Source organism: Salinispora mooreana, from assembly GCF_000379065.1.
Lineage (GTDB): Bacteria > Actinomycetota > Actinomycetes > Mycobacteriales > Micromonosporaceae > Micromonospora > Micromonospora mooreana.
In genome coordinates this window covers 3,842,051-3,859,503 of the sequence record NZ_KB900614.1, presented here as the reverse complement: position 1 = coordinate 3,859,503, position 17,453 = coordinate 3,842,051, and the positions used below count along the sequence as shown (strand labels likewise).

17 protein-coding genes are annotated in these 17,453 nt (G+C 70.4%); 9 read left to right on the top strand and 8 right to left on the bottom strand.

Going from position 1 to position 17,453, the window contains the following annotated elements; all coding sequences use genetic code 11:
- The first annotated feature begins 193 nt into the window (after positions 1 to 193).
- From SALPAC6_RS0118350 to SALPAC6_RS0118330, 5 genes are all read left to right on the top strand, one after another.
- On the top strand, positions 194 to 976 hold the full coding sequence (locus tag SALPAC6_RS0118350) for a hypothetical protein (RefSeq protein ID WP_018254819.1): 783 nt from the start codon (positions 194 to 196) through the stop codon (positions 974 to 976).
- A gap of 93 nt (positions 977 to 1,069) precedes the next feature.
- Positions 1,070 to 1,675 (top strand): hypothetical protein, encoded by a 606-nt coding sequence (locus SALPAC6_RS0118345; protein WP_018254818.1) that lies wholly within the window; start codon positions 1,070 to 1,072, stop codon positions 1,673 to 1,675.
- A gap of 7 nt (positions 1,676 to 1,682) precedes the next feature.
- On the top strand, positions 1,683 to 2,492 hold the full coding sequence (locus tag SALPAC6_RS0118340; protein ID WP_018254817.1) for an SDR family NAD(P)-dependent oxidoreductase: 810 nt from the start codon (positions 1,683 to 1,685) through the stop codon (positions 2,490 to 2,492).
- Positions 2,493 to 2,636: 144 nt separating this feature from the next.
- Entirely contained in the window at positions 2,637 to 3,176 is a 540-nt protein-coding gene (gene pyrE, locus SALPAC6_RS0118335) for an orotate phosphoribosyltransferase (RefSeq protein ID WP_018217902.1), read from the top strand.
- A 57-nt stretch (positions 3,177 to 3,233) separates the two neighbouring features.
- On the top strand, positions 3,234 to 3,611 hold the full coding sequence (locus tag SALPAC6_RS0118330; protein WP_025618262.1) for an ArsR/SmtB family transcription factor: 378 nt from the start codon (positions 3,234 to 3,236) through the stop codon (positions 3,609 to 3,611).
- Between the two features lie 166 nt (positions 3,612 to 3,777).
- Here the strand turns inward: SALPAC6_RS0118330 and SALPAC6_RS0118325 are convergent, their stop codons facing one another.
- From SALPAC6_RS0118325 to SALPAC6_RS0118315, 3 genes are all read right to left on the bottom strand, one after another.
- Positions 3,778 to 4,491, bottom strand: coding sequence for a DedA family protein (locus SALPAC6_RS0118325; protein ID WP_018254815.1), 714 nt, complete (start codon positions 4,489 to 4,491; stop codon positions 3,778 to 3,780).
- Positions 4,492 to 4,747: 256 nt separating this feature from the next.
- Complete coding sequence (locus tag SALPAC6_RS0118320; RefSeq protein ID WP_018254814.1) at positions 4,748 to 6,304, bottom strand: LPXTG cell wall anchor domain-containing protein; 1,557 nt, start codon at positions 6,302 to 6,304, stop codon at positions 4,748 to 4,750.
- Positions 6,305 to 6,488: 184 nt separating this feature from the next.
- Complete coding sequence (locus SALPAC6_RS0118315) at positions 6,489 to 6,701, bottom strand: hypothetical protein (protein WP_018254813.1); 213 nt, start codon at positions 6,699 to 6,701, stop codon at positions 6,489 to 6,491.
- Between the two features lie 279 nt (positions 6,702 to 6,980).
- Between SALPAC6_RS0118315 and fbaA the strand changes: the two genes are divergently transcribed.
- The gene (fbaA, locus tag SALPAC6_RS0118305) at positions 6,981 to 8,003 is read left to right on the top strand and encodes a class II fructose-bisphosphate aldolase (protein WP_018254811.1); all 1,023 of its coding nucleotides are present in this window, start codon (positions 6,981 to 6,983) and stop codon (positions 8,001 to 8,003) included.
- 243 nt (positions 8,004 to 8,246) lie between these two features.
- Entirely contained in the window at positions 8,247 to 8,675 is a 429-nt protein-coding gene (locus SALPAC6_RS0118300) for a DUF3151 domain-containing protein (protein ID WP_018254810.1), read from the top strand.
- A gap of 67 nt (positions 8,676 to 8,742) precedes the next feature.
- On the opposite strand, the gene SALPAC6_RS0118295 is transcribed toward SALPAC6_RS0118300, so the two are convergent.
- Both SALPAC6_RS0118295 and SALPAC6_RS0118290 read right to left on the bottom strand, forming a co-directional pair.
- Positions 8,743 to 10,422: a chromosome partitioning protein gene (locus tag SALPAC6_RS0118295; protein WP_026189814.1), complete on the bottom strand. Its 1,680-nt coding sequence runs from the start codon at positions 10,420 to 10,422 to the stop codon at positions 8,743 to 8,745.
- A 55-nt stretch (positions 10,423 to 10,477) separates the two neighbouring features.
- Entirely contained in the window at positions 10,478 to 11,491 is a 1,014-nt protein-coding gene (locus SALPAC6_RS0118290) for a diacylglycerol kinase family protein (protein ID WP_018254808.1), read from the bottom strand.
- A gap of 127 nt (positions 11,492 to 11,618) precedes the next feature.
- On the opposite strand from SALPAC6_RS0118290, the gene SALPAC6_RS0118285 reads away from it, so the two are divergent.
- Together SALPAC6_RS0118285 and purD are read left to right on the top strand one after the other, a co-directional pair.
- Positions 11,619 to 12,908, top strand: coding sequence for an adenylosuccinate synthase (locus SALPAC6_RS0118285; protein ID WP_018254807.1), 1,290 nt, complete (start codon positions 11,619 to 11,621; stop codon positions 12,906 to 12,908).
- Positions 12,909 to 12,967: 59 nt separating this feature from the next.
- Positions 12,968 to 14,215: a phosphoribosylamine--glycine ligase gene (purD, locus tag SALPAC6_RS0118280; RefSeq protein ID WP_018254806.1), complete on the top strand. Its 1,248-nt coding sequence runs from the start codon at positions 12,968 to 12,970 to the stop codon at positions 14,213 to 14,215.
- Between the two features lie 22 nt (positions 14,216 to 14,237).
- Here the strand turns inward: purD and SALPAC6_RS0118275 are convergent, their stop codons facing one another.
- The 3 genes from SALPAC6_RS0118275 to SALPAC6_RS0118265 all read right to left on the bottom strand — a co-directional run bounded on the left by SALPAC6_RS0118275 (position 14,238) and on the right by SALPAC6_RS0118265 (position 17,420).
- On the bottom strand, positions 14,238 to 15,575 hold the full coding sequence (locus tag SALPAC6_RS0118275) for an MFS transporter (protein ID WP_026189813.1): 1,338 nt from the start codon (positions 15,573 to 15,575) through the stop codon (positions 14,238 to 14,240).
- 175 nt (positions 15,576 to 15,750) lie between these two features.
- Complete coding sequence (locus SALPAC6_RS0118270; RefSeq protein ID WP_018254804.1) at positions 15,751 to 16,965, bottom strand: acyl-CoA dehydrogenase family protein; 1,215 nt, start codon at positions 16,963 to 16,965, stop codon at positions 15,751 to 15,753.
- 2 nt (positions 16,966 to 16,967) lie between these two features.
- Positions 16,968 to 17,420, bottom strand: coding sequence for an SCP2 sterol-binding domain-containing protein (locus SALPAC6_RS0118265; RefSeq protein ID WP_018254803.1), 453 nt, complete (start codon positions 17,418 to 17,420; stop codon positions 16,968 to 16,970).
- Positions 17,421 to 17,453 lie beyond the last annotated feature (33 nt).

Here is a 17,453-nt window from a genome sequence, read left to right as displayed (position 1 = left end):
TCGATGGCTACACGCCTGTTTCTACTACCGCCCGACTCGCCGCCTTCGCCCGTGTCACACACCAATCAAACCTCATGCGTTGCTGAGATCACCTCACTGAGATCCACGTACCGTCGTTGTTGGCCCGAGGCCGTACGGTGTGGGCGCGAATGAGGGAAGGAGAATCGTGGTAAATCCGCAGCAGCCCGTACGGGTGCGTCCGGGCATCGTCACCATTTCCAGTTATCTGCTTATCTTCTATGCCGTCCTGGCACTGATTGACACGGTCATCGCGCTCACCACCCTGGGCACGTACCAGGAGATCTACCGGGATGCCTACGCGGGCACCGACGCCGAGGGCGTCGAGGGCGTCGTGGTGTTCATGGTTGTCGCGATGAGTCTGGTCAGCCTGCTCTTTGCGGCGGGGCTGGTCGTTCTCGCCCTGCTGAACAACCGGGGAATGAACACGGCTCGGATCATCACCTGGGTCGTCGGGGGAATCGCGCTCTGCTGCAACGGTGTTGGCCTGACCTTTTCCGCGGCGGGCAGCGCCATGGGGGGAGAGGCCTCCGATGATGTGGTCAGCCAGGAGGAAATCAACCGTCGGCTGGAGGAAGCCGTGCCGTCCTGGCACGAACCGGTGCTGATGCTGACCGCGATCCTCGGCATCATCGCCCTGTTGGTGGCCCTGATCCTGCTGGCGCTGCCGAAGTCGAACGAGTTCTTCCGCAAGCCGCAGCAGCAGTGGGAGCCCCCGGTCCCCGGTGCCGCCTATCCCATGGCCCCGGGCGGGCCGGCATACCCCACGACCCCGGGCCAGCCGGGCTATCCGCAGGCCGATCCGAGTGCGGGCTCCTCGGGCCAGCCGGGCTATCCGCAGGCCGATCCGAGTGCGGGCTCGTCGGGCCGGTCCGGCTCTTCGGGCGGCGACTGGAGCTCGGGGAACTCGGGTTCGCCCGACTCGAGTGGCGGGGGGCACTCCGGCGGGCACGGCTAGCCGCCAGCCGCCGGCGGCCTTCCCGCCGGAGAACGCGACACGACTGATCCCTCCGGATAGCGTGCAACCCGACGCCTACCGGAGGGATCAGTCGTGTCGTACCCCGAACCGGCCCGCCGCCCCGCTGCGGTGACCGCGGCTGTCGTGCTGCTGGCGCTGATGGCGGTGGTCGCTGTCGCGTACGCCGTTGCCGGCCTGTTCGTCCTGTTCAGTACGGTCGACGCCTTCCGGTTGGCGGCGGCGGGAAGCGCGGCCTCGTCGGACGAGGTCAATGCGGTGGTCGCGCTGGTCACCGTCTGGACAGTGGCCGGTGCGGTGGTCAGCCTGCTCGCCGGGGTGGTCTTGGCCGCGCTCGCCGGGCTGGTGCGCACTGGCCGTTCCGGTGCGCGGGTAGCGACCTGGGTGGTCGCCGGCCTGGGGGTGGTCGCCGGCTGCTGCGGGCTCACCGGTCTGGGCGGGATGCGGGCCTTCCCCATGCAGCCGAGCGACGAGGATCGCTCCACCATCGAGCTCCTCGCCCAGCTATCCGAGGCGTACCCGGGCTGGTGGATCCCGCTCGGCGCAGGTCTTTCGGTTGGGCAGGTCCTCGGTTACCTTGGGGTAGCGATGTTGCTGGCCTTGCCGCCGGCCGCCGGCTGGTTCCGCCGACCCATGCCCTCTCCACATGGGCCGTACCCGCCCCCGCATCCCCCGAGGTGAGACGCTCGTGCCGAGTGACCAGTCGACCAGCGAGCGATGCGCCTTGATCACCGGTGCGACGGCTGGCATCGGCGCGGAGTTCGCGCGTCAACTGGCCGCGGCGGGCTGGCACCTGGTGCTGGTTGCCCGGGACGCAGCCCGGCTGGGGGAGGTCGCCGCCGAGCTGACCTCCCAGCACGGCCGAGAGGTCGAGACGATCTCCGCCGATCTGTCCACCGACGACGGATGCGCGGCGGTGGAGCGCCGGCTCACCACGGGTTCCCCGGTCGAGTTGCTGGTCAACAATGCGGGGATCAGCCTCAACGCGCCGTTCCTGCGGTCGACGCCGGAGGATGAGGCGCGTCTGCTCCGGCTCAACGTGCACGCGGTGATGCGGCTCACCCTCGCCGCCGTCCAGCCGATGGCCGAGCGGCGGAGTGGGGCAGTGATTAATGTCTCTTCGGTCTCGGGGTTCGCGCCGGTCATGCCCGGTTCGACGTATCCGGCGAGCAAGGCGTGGGTGACCAGCTTCAGCGAGTCGGTCGGTCTGTCGGTGCGGGAGTTCGGTGTTCAGGTGATGGCCCTCTGCCCGGGCTACACCCGCACCGAGTTCCACGACCGGGCCGGCATTGACCGGTCGAAGATGCCGGGGTGGATGTGGCTGTCGGCGGAGGACGTCGTCGCTGAATCCCTGCGTGACCTGCGAAAAGGTAAGTTGGTCAGCGTCCCGGTGTGGAAGTACAAGCTGCTCGTGGCGGCGATGCGGCACGCCCCGCGGCGGCTGGTGAAAGCCTTCTCGCAGGACGCCCGGGGGCAGGTTGGCCGCGCGGAACAGTGATTGCCCGGAACGGTCATCGACGGTGCCGACGACCGTTCCGGTTGCGGAGCGTGTTGGCGCATCGCCCGCTGTCACATCGCCCGCAGGGTTGACCTAGGCCGCCCCGACACACAGCTCCCAGCATCGAGCAGTACCCTCTTCGCCATGGGGGACCACGACGACCTGCGTAAATTCATCACCGACCTGGCAGTGGTCCATGGTCGGGTGGTGCTCTCCTCGGGGCGTGCGGCGGACTGGTATGTGGACCTGCGGCGCGTAACGCTGCATCACGAGGCCGCACCGTTGGTGGGCCGGGTGCTGCGGGAGTTGACTGCCGACTGGGCGTACGACGCGGTGGGTGGGCTCACCCTCGGCGCCGACCCGATCGCGCTGTCGATGCTGCACGCCACCGCTGGTACCGACCGTCCGCTGGATGCCTTCGTCGTCCGTAAGGCGGGCAAGGCGCACGGGCTGCAACGCCGGATCGAGGGGCCCGACGTGGCCGGGCGCCGGGTGCTCGCGGTGGAAGACACTTCCACCACGGGCCAGAGCGTGTTGACCGCGGTCGAGGCCCTGCGTGAGGCCGGGGCCGAGGTGGTGGGGGTAGCGGTTATTGTTGATCGAGGTGCCGGCGCCGCGGTGCGAGCCGCCGGACTGCCGTACCGGGCGGCCTATACGTTGGCTGACCTCGGCCTTGTGGCGTAAAAGTCTGCCGATTTGGATTCGCCGATATGCAGGCGAGTCAATGCTGCTGGTGGAAGGATGGAATACGTGGGAACTGCGTTGGCGGAAATGACAATGCCTCAGATCTCGCCGCTTGCCGGCGAGCCGATCGAACGAGCAGACGCGGAGCGGCTGGCCGGGGTCCTCAAGGCCCTTGCTGACCCCGCTCGACTGCGACTGCTGAGCCTGATCCAGTCGGCCCCCGAGGGCGAAGCGTGCGTGTGTGATCTCACCGCGCCCCTCGGCCTCTCCCAGCCGACGGTCAGCCATCACCTGCGCATCCTCACCGAGGCTGGCCTGCTGGAGCGGGAGAAGCGTGGGGTCTGGGCGTACTACCGGCTGGTGCCGACCGCGATCGCGACCATCGCCGACCTCCTGACGCCGCCGCGTAAGCGCGCCGGCAAGAAGGCGCGCTGACCGTACCGCTCGTCCGACGCCCTCCGACCGGGGTGGCGTCGGACGTCCGGTTTCGCGGGTTGCGGCCGGCGGGCTGACGGCGCGCCGTCAGCCCGACTCGGCTGTGGGCGCGGGCACCCCGGTGTATCGGGGCACGGCCACTCGGTGTCGCCGCGCCCCGGCCGGGTCAGTGCTTGCCGTAGTGTTCCCGGGTTTCCCGGATCGCCTCCTCGGCCGCGGCCCGCTCTGCTGCGGTGGTGCCGCGCCTCGCCGCCAGACGGGCTCGCAGCAACTCGACCACGATCGGGACCACCGAGAGAACCACGATCGCGATCAGGATCAGCTCGATGTTCGCCTTCACGAACGGGACCTGGCCGAGGAAGTAGCCGAGCACTGTCACGCCGGTACCCCAGAGGATCGCGCCGATCACGTTGTAGATGACGAACGTGCGGTAGTTCATCCGGCTGACTCCCGCCACGATCGGGGTGAACGTCCGGACGATCGGTACGAAGCGGGCCAGTACCACCGAGCGGGCCCCGTACTTCTCGAAGAAGTCGTGTGACTTCAGCAGGTTTTCCTGCTTGAACAGTTTCGAGTTGGGCCGCCGGAACAGCGCCGGCCCGACCTTGCGCCCGAAGGCGTACCCCACCTGGTCACCGGCGATGGCCGACAGTGTGATGAGCAGGCAGACCAGCCAGAGCGGCCAGGTGATGTACTTCCCGTCGGCGGTGAGCAGGCCGGCGGTGAACAGCAGCGAGTCACCGGGCAGGAAGAAGCCGATCAGTAGCCCCGACTCGGCAAAGACGATCACCAGGATGCCGAGCAGGCCGAAGGTCGAGATCAGCACCTCGGGATCGAGCCAGTCCGGCCCGAGAGCCAGGGTAGTGGTGGGCGTCGGCACGCGGTGACCTCCGTGGGCTGCCGGGCGGTGGACGTCGCCAGCGGCGACGGGAATGTCCGTAGTCTAGGTGGCAGCACGGTCCGTCCGGTGCCTGACGTCAGAGCTGCACCCACACCGCTGGTCGGGGTTCATTGGCCGAGGATCAGCCCCCGCGCGGGCCACCGACGCGGACCTCAGCCGACCAGAATCGCCCTCCTATGCGTGCTGCCCCGCCAACCGGGCAGGTTGACGGGGCAGCACGGTGCCGTTGAAAAGATCAGGCGACGAAACTGTTCCGTCGACGGCGGGCGACCAGGAAGCCGGCCGCGCCGATGGCGAGCAGCAGGCCGCCGAGACCCGCCACCCGCAGGGTGGAGTCACCGGTGATCGGCAGGCTCGGGTCGGCACCGCCGCCCCCGCCCCCGGTGTCGCCGGTCGCGTTGACCAGGATCGCGGCCTCGTCGTTGGCCGGCTGGAGATCGTCGTAGAAGCCGCCCTCGCAGCGGCAGGGCACGTTGACCTTCACCGCGCCGGCAGCGTCCGCGATGACCTCGTCGATCCGGAGGGTGAAGTCGAACGTCTGCTGCTCACCGACCTTGCTGAAGGAGGAGACGTAGCAGCGGTAATTCGCTGCCCCCGCTTCACCCCGGTCACCAAACTCGTCACCGAGCAAGGGCGAGCAGAGATCGGGCACCTTGACCGCCGTGGTGCCCTGCGGGACGTCGACGTTGAGGTAGGTCACGGACGAGCCGGGCCGAGTATAGTCAAGGGTGGCCGGACCGTTGTTGCGGAAGCCGATGCTCGCCTGGACCTCGGCGGCTTTCTCCCCGGAGACCTCGGTGCCGATCGCCTCCAGGTCGGTGCCGTTGCTGCCGGTGGCAGAAATATCCAGGTAGGACCAGTTGTTCGACGGGTCGGGATCGGCCTGCGCCCCGCGAGCCGACTGGATGCGGTTCTGCTCGGTCAGCGTGAGCTTCCCACCGGTGCCGGGCTCTCCCAGGGAGATACCCAGGCGGTGCAGACGCGCCTCGTAGGCCTCGAACTCGGCCGGCGTTTGCCAGTAGACATTGCCGTGTACGAAGCTCGGCGCGTAGGTGTCCGACCCGAGCTTGTGGGTGAGGGGGGCGCTGTAGCTGGCCCCTGGCGTCAGTTTTTCGTCGAAGCGGCAGAAGAGCAGGTGGTCGCCGTCGTAGTTGCAGTTGCTGTAGCGCTGGTCGGCCCGGATCCCGTAGTCGTGGTCAAAAAACGCGACCGCCCCGTTGGCAGTGACCTCGCCAGCGTTGCTGACTGTCAGCGGTTCCGTGAACGTCTCGCCGGGTGCGACGGAGAACTCGTGCTCTGCTCCGGCGACGAGATCGACTCCGGCGCCGATGCGTACTGTCGCGTCGTGGGTGACGGGGGAGAAGCCCTGGGCGCTGAAGCTGACCTTCAGCACCCCCTCGTCGCCGTTCGCGGCGTCGGCGGTGGGCACGAGAGACGCTCGGTAGGCGCCTCGGGTGTCCTCAATGGTGTCGGGCAAGGGGTTGACACAGCGCAACACATGGGATTCCGGCGTGGTGCAGTCGCTGTCTCCGTACTCCGAGGAGACATCGACCTTACCGGCGAGGTCGCTGAAGTCGTACTGGATGGTCAGCTCGTGCAGGGTGACCGGCGCCGAGACGGAGACGGTCGCCGACCTGGCCTTGCCGGCGGAGCCGGCGGCGAGGGTGACGTTGTCGAAGTAGACGTCGAGCGTGATGTCGGTCTCGGCCGCCGAGGCGGGAGCGGCGGTGGCGACGAGCGCGCCGGCGAGGCCGATCCCGGCGAGCCAGCGCCGGGCGGAGTGCTTGAACATGGAAATCCTTCGGCTGGGGGTTACACCAAAGTCGGTTTGTGGATCATAATTGCCCCCTCGAGGCATGGCTGCCCCGAGCAAGTTCTGCTGGCCGACACCACCCGAAGACCTGAAGCAAATTTACCGTTTCAGCCAGTTGTGCCTGGCTGCGATTCTGGGCGTATCGCCCCCGTCGGCCGCCCGCTCAGCGGTAGTCCTCCTCGTCGCCCCCGACGGCGCGGGCCTGCTCCGTCGCGTCCCAGCCGTTGACCTCCAGACCGAGGTGCGGCTCGACCTCCACCTCGCCCGGAAGCGCCGCCGTGGCCTGCTCGACCGCGTCCGCCGGCTCGGCCTCCGGGTCCCGCTCGTCCGGCGTGAGGTGCTCGCTCGGGGCGAAGTCCTCGTCGGGCAGGCCCATGGTCCCTCCCTGGAACTCGTGCGGACAACTACCCACACCGTACGGGTTGGTCACGCTCTGCGTCGGGGGTGGCGTGGACCGTGCCGATCCGGTCGGAAACGGGAATGCCTCCCCGGCGTGGCACCCCGGTGCCACGATGGGGGCATGGCCTCCGCCGGGCCGGTGGTGCCGACCGTAATCAACTGCGGGATACTGCCGGCGGTGGACAGCGCGGTCCGGCGCACCCATGGACAACAGCGGCCGGCGACGGCCGAGAGCGTTAAGTAAGGAGCGTTCGACATGCCTATCGCTTCCCCCGAGGCCTACGCGGAGATGCTGGACCGTGCCAAGGAAGGCCGGTTCGCCTACCCCGCGATCAACGTGACCTCCTCGCAGACCCTCAACGCAGCGTTGAAGGGCTTCGCCGACGCGGAGAGTGACGGCATCATCCAGGTCTCCACCGGTGGCGCCGAGTACCTCTCCGGCCCCTCCGTGAAGGACATGGTCACCGGCGCGGTGGCCTTCGCCGGCTACGCGCACGAGGTCGCCAAGAAGTACCCGGTCAACATCGCCCTGCACACCGACCACTGCCCGAAGGACAAGCTGGACAAGTTCGTCCGGCCGCTGCTGACCATCTCGCAGGAGCGGGTGCGGGCCGGCCAGGAGCCGCTCTTCCAGTCGCACATGTGGGACGGCTCGGCGGTGCCGGTAGCGGAGAACCTCACGATCGCCGAGCAGCTTCTCGGCGAGGCCGCCAAAGCCAAGATCGTCCTCGAGATCGAGGTCGGCGTGGTCGGCGGCGAGGAGGACGGCGTCGAGAACGCCATCAACGAGAAGCTCTACACCACTGTTGACGACGGCCTGGCCATGGTTGAGGCGCTTGGCCTGGGGGAGAAGGGTCGCTACATGGCGGCGCTGACCTTCGGCAACGTGCACGGCGTCTACAAGCCGGGCAACGTCAAGCTTCGTCCCGAGGTGCTCCACCAGATTCAGGCGGCGGTCGGGGCCAAGTACGGCAAGGACAAGCCGCTGAGCCTGGTCTTCCACGGCGGCTCCGGTTCCCTGTTGTCGGAGATCCGTGAGTCGCTGGACTACGGGGTGGTGAAGATGAACATCGACACCGACACCCAGTACTGCTTCACCCGTCCCGTCGCGGACCACATGTTCAGCAACTACGACGGGGTGCTGAAGGTCGACGGTGAGGTCGGCAACAAGAAGAAGTACGACCCGCGGGTCTGGGGCAAGGCCGCCGAGGCCGGGATGGCCGCCCGCATCGTCGAGGCCTGCGAGGACCTGCGTTCCACCGGCACCCGGATGAAGTGATCTGATCGCCGTGGTGGACGGCCGGCTCCCGTACTGGGGGCCGGCCGTCGCTCTTGGCGCGTCCGGCGGCTGCCCGGGCAGCATCGGCCCCGGAGTCGGTGACCTACATAGTTGGCCGCCAACACCGCCACCCCCGTGGCCCAGCGCGCCGGCGGACGGCGGTGGGGGTCGCGCGCGCGGGTGCCGCGGTGGGGTCAGTCGACCCGCTCGCGGATCGTCGGGGGAAGCGGGTTGAATAGGACGATGCAGAACCTGTTGCCGGAGCCACCGGCCACCCTCCTGCCCGCGCACGATGAGGCCGACAGCGCCATCGCCGCCGCTGAGCAGAGCGGCGCCGACGAGGACTTCGCCGCGGTGGCGGCACGCTTTCCCACGTTCAGTGCGGCCTGGGCCGCGCTCGCGGTCCGCGCGTTCGCGGCGGACCAGGTGGTCCAGGCGTACGCGTACGCCCGCACCGGTTACCACCGGGGCCTGGATCAGCTACGCCGAAGCGGTTGGAAGGGGCACGGTCCGGTGCCGTGGTCGCATGAGCCGAACCAGGGCTTCCTGCGCTGCCTCTGGGTGCTGTCCCGGGCGGCCGACGCCATCGGCGAGGCCGACGAGGCGGCCCGCTGTGCCCAGTTCCTCCGTGACTGCGACCCGGCCGCGGCGGACGCGCTGGCGAGCGACTGACCTCTCCTCGGACGACCGACGCCGGGCTGGCCACGGCCAGCCCGGCGCATCGGCTCGTCTCGGTGGATCAGAGCCCTTCGGCCACCGCGGCTGCGATCTTGAGCCAGGCATCCCGGGCGGCCGATGAGAGCGCCGCGTACCGGAGCGGCTCGCCGGAGTCGATGAGCCGCTCGTACGGGGCCAGGAGCACTGCCCGGGTCCGCGCGGCGAAGTGCGCCTGGATCGCCGGCAGGTCGATCTCTTTCCGGGACGGCGGCATCGAGACGACGGTCACCGCCTGCCGCACCAGTCGTTGCCGGCCGCTCTGCTCCAGATGGTCGAGCATTCGGGCGGCTGTCTCCGCGGAGTCGTTTCGGGCCGACATGGTCACCACCAGCTGGTCGGTGGCGTCGATCGCGGCCTGCCAGTTCTGCGCCCGCACGTTGTTGCCGGTATCCACGAAGATCAGCTTGTAGAAGCGGCTGACCACCTCGCGGATCTCCGCGAATGCCGTAGCGGTGAGCATCCCCCCGCCGGTGGCTGACTCATCCGACGCGAGGACGTCGAACATCCCCTCGCCCTGGGCCCGCACGTACTGCGACAGGTCCCCGACCCGCCCGTGGGAGCCGTGGAACTGATTCAGGTCGCGCAGCAGGTCTCGCACCGTACGGGCGTGGAAGTCCTGTTGGGCGCGCATGCCCAGGGTGCCCTGTGTCTCGTTGTTGTCCCAGGCCAGGACGTAGCCGCCACGCTTCTGGCCGAAGGTCATGGCGAGCAGCAGGATCGCCACCGTCTTGCCGGCGCCGCCTTTCGGGTTGACCACGGTCACCTGTCGCAGCCCGCCAAAGTTGCGTCGGACCATCTCCACGTCGCGGCGCATCTCCTGCTCCTGGCGACCGGGCGGGAGGCGGAGCCCCATTCTGTTGGCCATCGCCCGAACGCCCATGGTGGCCATCGGATCCGCCGGGCGTAACTGTCGACGCCGAGCGAAGTCCTCGGCAGTTGGTGGCGTCTGCCCGGTTGACGTCCATCCGGCCGTCGGCGGTACGGGGCCGCCGTGCGTTGGTGGCGGGTAGGGACCCGGAGCCGGTCCCGCCGGCGGCACTTCTGCGGTGGGTGGTCCTGCCGGTGGTGGGCCGGCGGTTGGGTAGGGCGTCGGGATGGTTGCCCTGCCCGTGGCCGGTGGGGCGGTCGGCGCACCAGACTCCGGGCCGGGGCGTTCCCCGCCCGACCCGCCTGGGTCGTTGCTGGCAGCGTCGGGACCGCTGATGGCGTCCTCCGGTGCTGGGCGTTGTGGTGGCGCCACCCACGGCGACTCGGTCGAGGTGCCGCCGCGGCCATCCCAGCCAGCTCTGTCGCCGGCGGGCCCGCTCTCCGTCGATGCCCCGGCGATCGGCCTACCTCCGGTCGACATCGCGGGTGCCGGATCGGTCGGGTCGAGGCTGAACGGTTGGTGGAGATTGACGCCGGGCGTCGGTGCCAGGTTGGGGGCGTGGGGCGCCGGGGGAGTGTCAGCCACCCCGCTGCGCGGATCGCTGTCCGGGCTCGGCGCCCAGGCGCGTGCCGCGTCGGAAGGGGCGCTCGTCCACCCGGTGGGGACCGGTGTCCCGTGGGTGGGCGAAGGCGGCTGAATCTGGTCATCCGGTCCCGGCGCGGGCGACCAGGACAGTGGTTCGGCCTCGGCCGCCGGCCACAAGGGTTCGATGTCCCGCTCCGGTGCCGGCTGCTGGCCGGACGGGTACGACCGGTCGGCGTTCTCGTCCACCATGGCTCCTCCCCATGCCTTCTGCTGAGGATATGCCCCGAGAAAAGGCCAGAGTGGCCTACCGGTGGACGGTCCGGGGAGACCAGACCGCCCACGCACCCGGCTCGGTCCACCAGGACCGCTTCCGCTTCAGCTCGCCCTCGGCGCCGTCATCAAGGAACGGGATCGCCCCCTCCCGGGGCACCACGGCCACCGCCCGACCACGGGCGCGACGAACCTCCAGGCGGACCTGACGCCGGCGGCCCCACCGGGACGAGGCGATGACCGGGACGGCCACCGCGACCTCGACCAGACCGTCGCCCGGGTCGGGGGCGGCGAGCAGGGTCACGTCGGCCAGCTGGGCGTACCCACCGGCGTTGCCGATGGCGCAGGCCAGCAGCGGGTCGTCACCGGCGGAGAGGAGCGTGTCGTCGACCTCGACCCGGCCTCGCCAGTGCAGCGGCTGGCCTCCCTCGTCGGCGGCGCCGAGCAGTGCGCCGTCCAGCGTGACCGAGCCGGCGTCGTTGCGCAGCAGGTCGAGCCGGCGGGGCGTGCCCTCCAACACCGCCGCCGCCACCGCCACCGGGTCGCGGGGCAGCCCGAGCTGCGCTGCCAGATCTCGAGGTTGGCCGCCGCGGGCCGGGTCGAGCGGCAGCACGCCGACCGGTGGCAGGTCCGGCACCGTCCGGTTGACCGGCAGATCCGTCGGGCGGCGGCTCGGCGGCGGGGCGTACCGCCGGACGAGGCGACGCAGAACGGTGCGCAGCTGAGCGTCGCTGGCGGTGCCGACGATCAGCCGGGTGCGGGAGCCGGGGTCGGGCCAGCCGAGGCCGTCCGGTCGGGGTGGGCCGTCGAGGCGGGCCAGCACCTCGTCGATCTCCCGCTCGGAGCGGGCGGTCACCAGGTCGACCCGCGCACCCCGGGCGGCGAGCGCGTCCGCACAGGCCAGCACCGGTACGCGAGGGGTCTCGCAGCGTTCCGTCGATGGCTCGCCGTTGGCCTTGCCGGTGTCGCCGCAGCAGGCACCGTCACTGCCGCAGGTGCCCGGGGCGTCCCGTTCCGAGCCGAGCGTGAGCAGCACCACGTCGTACACGGGTCGCAGCCTCCTACCTATCCGCGCGAACCCCTGCTGGCCGCGCCGTCACTTCTTGTTAGCCTGACACCCCGGGCTCGCCGACCGGTCGCCGCCTGGCACCCGAGCCTTCTGGAGGCTGAAGAAGATGCCAGCGATCGTGCTTCTCGGGGCCCAGTGGGGCGACGAGGGCAAGGGCAAGGTTACCGACCTGCTGGGTGAGCGGGTTGACCACGTGGTGCGCTACTCCGGCGGCAACAACGCCGGCCACACGGTCATCACTCCGGACGGGCAGAAGTATGCGCTGCACCTGATGCCCTCGGGGGCACTCTCACCGAACGCGAAGATAGTCATCGGGAACGGCGTGGTGGTCGACCCGAAGGTGCTGCTGGCCGAGATCGACGGGCTCGCCGAGCGCGGTGTGGACGTCTCCCGGCTGCGGATCTCCGGCGACGCCCACCTGATCATGCCGCACCACCGGGCGTTGGACCGGGTGGTCGAGCGGTACCTGGGGTCGTCCCGGATCGGCACCACCGGCCGGGGCATCGGCCCCGCGTACGGGGACAAGGTCGCTCGGATGGGGATCCGGGTGCAGGACCTGCTCGACCCGGGGATCCTCCGCAAGAAGCTGGAACTCGCGCTGCGCGAGAAGAACCAGATGCTGTTCAAGGTGTACAACCGCAAGGCGATCGATGTCGAGGCGACCGTCGAGGAGTACCTGGGCTACGCCGAGCGGCTCCGGCCGTACATCGCCGAGACCCGGGCGATGCTCTGGGAGGCGCTGGACCACGGCGAGACCGTGCTGCTGGAAGGCGCCCAGGCGACCATGCTCGACATGGACCACGGCACCTACCCCTTCGTGACCTCCTCGAACCCGACGGCCGGTGGAGCCTGCGTCGGAGCGGGAGTCCCGCCGACCGCCATCACCAAGGTGATCGCGGTCAGCAAGGCGTACGCCACCCGGGTCGGTGCTGGACCGTTCCCGACGGAGCTGCACGACGACAACGGCCAGCACCTGCGCAAGATCGGCCACGAGTACGGCACCACCACCGGTCGGGAACGCCGGTGCGGCTGGTTCGACGCGGTCGTCGCCCGGTACGCGTGCCGACTCAACGGGGTCACCGATCTGGTCGTAACGAAGCTCGACGTGCTGACCGGCCTGCCGAAGGTGCCGATCTGCGTCGGGTACGAGATCAATGGCAAGCGCGTCGACGAGATGCCGATGACGCAGACGGACTTCCACCACGCGACTCCGATCTATGAGGAGCTCGACGGCTGGTGGGAGGAGATCACCACGGCGCGGACCGAGGCGGAGCTGCCCGCCGCCGCCCGCCGCTACATCGCCCGGATTGAGGAGCTCTGCCGCACCCGGGTCAGCGTGGTCGGCGTCGGCCCCGGTCGGGATGAGAACGTCGTCTACCACCCGCTGTTGCCCTGAGCGGCCATCCGCACCCCGGGACCGACCGGGGTGCGGATGGGGGCCGTAGGATCGCCCCCGTGCGGGTACTTCTGATTGGTGGTGGCGGGCGGGAACACGCGCTCGCGCTCGGGTTGGTGGCCGATCCCTCGGTTGAGGCGCTCTTCGCCGCGCCGGGGAATCCGGGGGTCGGCGAGGTCGCTGCGCTGCGGGACGTGGTCCCCACCGATCCGGCCGCGGTGGCGGCGCTCGCGGTCGAGTGCGGTGCGGACCTGGTGGTTGTGGGGCCGGAGGCGCCGCTGGTCGCCGGGGTCGCCGACGCCGTGCGGGCCAAGGGCATCCCCGCCTTCGGGCCGTCCGCGGAGGCCGCGCAGCTGGAGGGGTCGAAGGCGTTCGCCAAGGACGTGATGACCGCCGCCGGGGTGCCGACCGCCCGCGCGTACACCTGCGCCGACGCCGAGAGCGTCGGCCAGGCGCTGGACGACTTCGGTGCGCCGTACGTGGTGAAGAACGACTGCCTCGCCGCCGGTAAGGGAGTCGTGGTCACCGAGGACCGCCGGGTGGCCGAGGAGCACGCGCGGGAGTGCGGCCAGGTCGTCATCGAGGAGTATCTCGCCGGACCCGAGGCCTCCCTCTTTGTCGTCACCGACGGCGAGACGGCCGTCCCTCTGCTGCCGGCGCAGGATTTCAAGCGGGTCGGGGACGGCGACACCGGGCCGAACACCGGCGGCATGGGGGCGTACGCACCGTTGCCGTGGGCGCCGCCGGGCCTGGTTGACGAGGTGATGCGCGACATCGTCCACCCGACCCTGGCCGAGCTGCGCCGGCGCGGCACGCCGTTCGCCGGGCTGCTCTATGTGGGCCTGGCGATCACCGCCGCCGGCCCTCGGGTGATCGAGTTCAACGCCCGCTTCGGCGACCCGGAGACGCAGGCCGTCCTGGCCCTGTTGGAGACACCGCTCGCCGGGCTGCTGCACGCTGCCGCCACCGGTGAGCTGGCCGCGCACCCGCCGCTGCGGTGGCGCGAGGGCGCGGCGGTCACCGTCGTGGTGGCCGCCGAGGGCTACCCGGCGACGCCACGCACGGGCGACGTGATCCACGGGGCGGAGGCCTCGGGCGTCATCCACGCCGGCACTCGCCGGGCCGCCGACGGCACGTTGCGCTCCGCGGGTGGTCGGGTGCTCTGCGGCACGGCCATCGGCGCCGACCTGGCCGCTGCCCGGGACGCTGCCTACGAGTTGGTCCGCGGCATCGAACTGGCCGACTCGCACCATCGCACCGACATCGCCGCCGCGGCGGTGGACGGCCGGATCGCCACTCCAGGTTGACCGCCCTCGGCGGGGCGCCGACCTATCGGGAAGCTGGCGGGTCGCGGTGCGCGGCGGGCAACCACTGCTCGCCGAGCGGCACCGGCCCCTCACTCCGTCCCGTCGTCCCACCGGGCGGGGCGGGCGGGTACCGGGGTGGATCGTCCAGTGCCGCCAGCACCGGCAGCGGCGCGGCGACCAGAACGGCCACCAGGAGCGCGCCGGCGAGCACCAGGAAGGCGGTGTCCAGGCCCAGCCACTCCACCAGCGGGCCGGCCAGCAGGTAACCGGCGGGCCCGGCGGCGTACGCGAACGAGGTCATCACCCCGACCACCCGGCCGCGGAGCCGCTCCGGGGTACGGGTCTGCATGGCGTAGTTGGCCAGTGGGTTGACCGGCCCATAGGCGAGCCCGACCAGGCCGGCGAGGGCGAGCATCCCCGGGTACGGCGGCAGGAACGCGAGCCCGAGCAGGGCCAAGCCGGTGATCACGAGGGCGGCGGCCAGCAGGGAGCGGCGGCGGACGAACCGACCGGCCGCCGACGAGCCCAGCGCACCCGCCACGGCTCCGGCGCTCATCGCCATCAGGACGGTACCGAGGCGTGCGGGCTCCCCTTCGGCGACGAACCAGGCGGGCAGCAGCACTCCCTCGACCGGCAGGTAGAGCGCGACCAGCACCATCGTGATCAGGGAGAGGGTGCGCAGCAGTGGGTCCCGCCAGACGAAGCCCAGCCCTTCCTGGGTGCCCCGCCACAGGCCGTTGGGTGGGCGGTCGGGTCGGCCCGCGCCGGGCAGTCGGACGGCCGCGACCAGGAGGACCGACAGCGCGAAGCCGGCGGCGGTGACCCAGAACGTCGCCTCCGGGCCGACGGTGGCGATGAGCAGACCGCCGACTCCGGGGCCGATCAGGAAGGCCAGCCCGAAGATCGCTTCGTGTACGCCGTTCGCCCGTTCGATCCGCCAGCCGGCGGCCTGCGCGGCGGCGGGCAGCAGCGTCTCACGGGCGGTCATTCCGGCCGGGTCGAAGACCGCGCCGAGGACGGCCAGCGCGACGATCCAGCCGAGGTTCAGCCCGAACAGGGCGTCGACGAGGGGAATGGCGGCGACCGAGACGGCGGAGAGGGCGTCGGAGACCAGCGCGGTCCGGCGACGCCCGAGCAGGTCAACGACCGTGCCGGAGAAGAGGCTGGACAGCAGGAGCGGTAGTCCGCTGGCCGCGGCCACCATACCGGCCGCGGTGGCGCTGCCGGTGCGTTCCAGGACCAGCCAGGGTAGCGCCACGATGGCCACGCCGTTGCCGGTCGCCGAGAGCAGTGTCGCTGCCTCGACCAGCAGCAACGGTGTCCGGCGGCGGTGTTCGGTCCGAGTCATTGCGAAGATCATCGTAGCCGGCCCGTCGGGACTGGCACCGGCGGATCGCAGTGCTGGCGGATCCGACCGGCGGTGACGGCGAACGGCCGGCCGTGAAAGGCTCGGCCGGCCGTGGGGAACTCCGGTGGCCACTCCCCGGGCCCGGCAGCATCCGGGGCCGGGGAGTGGCCGGGGGTCCCAGCGTGGGTCAGCGGATCTGGACGCCGGAGATGGCGCGGGCGACGACGAGCCGCTGGATCTCGGAGGTGCCTTCGAAGATGGTGTAGATCTTGGCGTCTCGGTACCACCGCTCGACCGGGTGGTCGCGGAGGAAGCCGGCACCGCCGAGCAGCTGCACCGCTTTCTCGGTCGCGCTGACCGCGACCTCACTGGCCTTCAGCTTGGACATCGAGCCCTCGCCGGCGGTGAAGGCCCGGTTGTTGCGCCCCATCCAGGAGGCTCGCCAGACCAGCAGCCGGGCGGCGTCGATCTCCATCTTCATGTCGGCCAGTGCGAACGCCACCGCCTGGTTCTCGATGATCGGTCGCCCGAACTGGACCCGTTCCTTCGCGTAGTCCAGCGCGTATTCGTAGGCGGCCCGGGCCACCCCGATCGCCTGCGCGCCGACGGTCGGCCGGGAGAGCTCGAACGTACGCATCGCGGCCTGGGAGGAGGCCCGCCGGCCGGAGCGGGCCCGGGCGAGCCGTTCCTCCAGCGCGTCCTTGCCGCCGAGCAGGCAGCGGCCGGGTACGCGGACATCGTCGAGGAAGACGTCGGCCGTGTGTGACGCGCGTAGGCCCAGCTTGCGGAGCTTGCGGGTCGCGGCGAGCCCGGGGGTGCCCGGCGGTACGACGAACGCCGCCTGCCCGCGAGAGCCGAGTTCCGGGTCGACTGAGGCGGTGACCACGTGCACGCCGGCGATTCCGCCGTTGGTCGCGTATGACTTCTGACCGCTGAGTATCCACTCGTCGGCGGCCTCGTCGTAGACCGCGCGGGTGCGCATCGCGCCGACGTCGGAGCCCGCCTCGGGTTCGCTGGTGCAGAACGCCGCCACGGCGGGGGAGTCGAGGTCGCCGAAGCACTGCGGCACCCACTCCATCAGCTGCTCCGGCGTGCCGGTGCCGTAGATGGCGGCCACGGCGAGGCCGGTGCCGAAGATGCTCAGGCCGATGCCGGAGTCGCCCCAGAAGAGTTCCTCACAGGCGATCGGCAGGGAGAGGCCGCTGGGGTCGCCCCAGCAGGTCGCGAGGAACTCGAAGCCGTAGAGGCCGACCTTGGCCGCTTCCTGGATGATCGGCCACGGGGTCTCCTCCCGCGCGTCCCACTCGGCGGCGGCTGGGCGGACGACCTCGCTGGCGAAGCCGTGTACCCAGTCACGAAGATCCCGCTGCTCCTCGGTCAGATCGAGCGAGAACTCGGCCATACTCAGGCCTTGGGAATGTCGAAGAGGTTCGCGATGTTGGCGGCCAGTCCCAGATCGCCCTTGGCCTTCAACTTGCCGCTCATGAACATCATGACCGGGTTGGCGCCGCCGGAGACGGTCTTGAGGAACTCCACCGGACCCAGGGTGAGGCTCAGCTTCGGGTCGTGCTGGGAGGTCTGGTTGACGGTGCAGGCACCATCGGCGATAACCACCTCGTAGGTGTCGGTGCCGCCACCGGGACCACCAGTGATGTTCCAGTGGATGACCGTGTTGGTCGAGCCCGCCCGGTCGGCGCGGAAGAGCTGCGGCATCCGGCCGAAGACCTCGTCGAGGACCTTGCCGCGGAGGTCACCCGACATCATCTCGGTGATCTTGTCGTCGGGGGTGGACTTGACCAGCTGCGCGAACTCTTTGGGGCCGACGTTGGCGAACTTGGCCGGGTCGAAGTCAGTCATGGGGCGCACCTTCCGAAATTGACTACTCGCGCG

Bases quoted from the DNA above. Each gene is read 5' to 3' on its own strand.
- pyrE (WP_018217902.1), top strand. From the start codon at position 2,637: ATGGGGGACCACGACGACCTGCGTAAATTCATCACCGACCTGGCAGTG.
- SALPAC6_RS0118330 (WP_025618262.1), top strand. From the start codon at position 3,234: ATGGAATACGTGGGAACTGCGTTGGCGGAAATGACAATGCCTCAGATC.
- SALPAC6_RS0118320 (WP_018254814.1), bottom strand. From the start codon at position 6,304: ATGTTCAAGCACTCCGCCCGGCGCTGGCTCGCCGGGATCGGCCTCGCC.
- SALPAC6_RS0118315 (WP_018254813.1), bottom strand. From the start codon at position 6,701: ATGGGCCTGCCCGACGAGGACTTCGCCCCGAGCGAGCACCTCACGCCG.
- fbaA (WP_018254811.1), top strand. From the start codon at position 6,981: ATGCCTATCGCTTCCCCCGAGGCCTACGCGGAGATGCTGGACCGTGCC.
- SALPAC6_RS0118300 (WP_018254810.1), top strand. From the start codon at position 8,247: ATGCAGAACCTGTTGCCGGAGCCACCGGCCACCCTCCTGCCCGCGCAC.
- SALPAC6_RS0118295 (WP_026189814.1), bottom strand. From the start codon at position 10,422: ATGGTGGACGAGAACGCCGACCGGTCGTACCCGTCCGGCCAGCAGCCG.
- SALPAC6_RS0118285 (WP_018254807.1), top strand. From the start codon at position 11,619: ATGCCAGCGATCGTGCTTCTCGGGGCCCAGTGGGGCGACGAGGGCAAG.
- SALPAC6_RS0118275 (WP_026189813.1), bottom strand. From the start codon at position 15,575: ATGATCTTCGCAATGACTCGGACCGAACACCGCCGCCGGACACCGTTG.
- SALPAC6_RS0118270 (WP_018254804.1), bottom strand. From the start codon at position 16,965: ATGGCCGAGTTCTCGCTCGATCTGACCGAGGAGCAGCGGGATCTTCGT.
- SALPAC6_RS0118265 (WP_018254803.1), bottom strand. From the start codon at position 17,420: ATGACTGACTTCGACCCGGCCAAGTTCGCCAACGTCGGCCCCAAAGAG.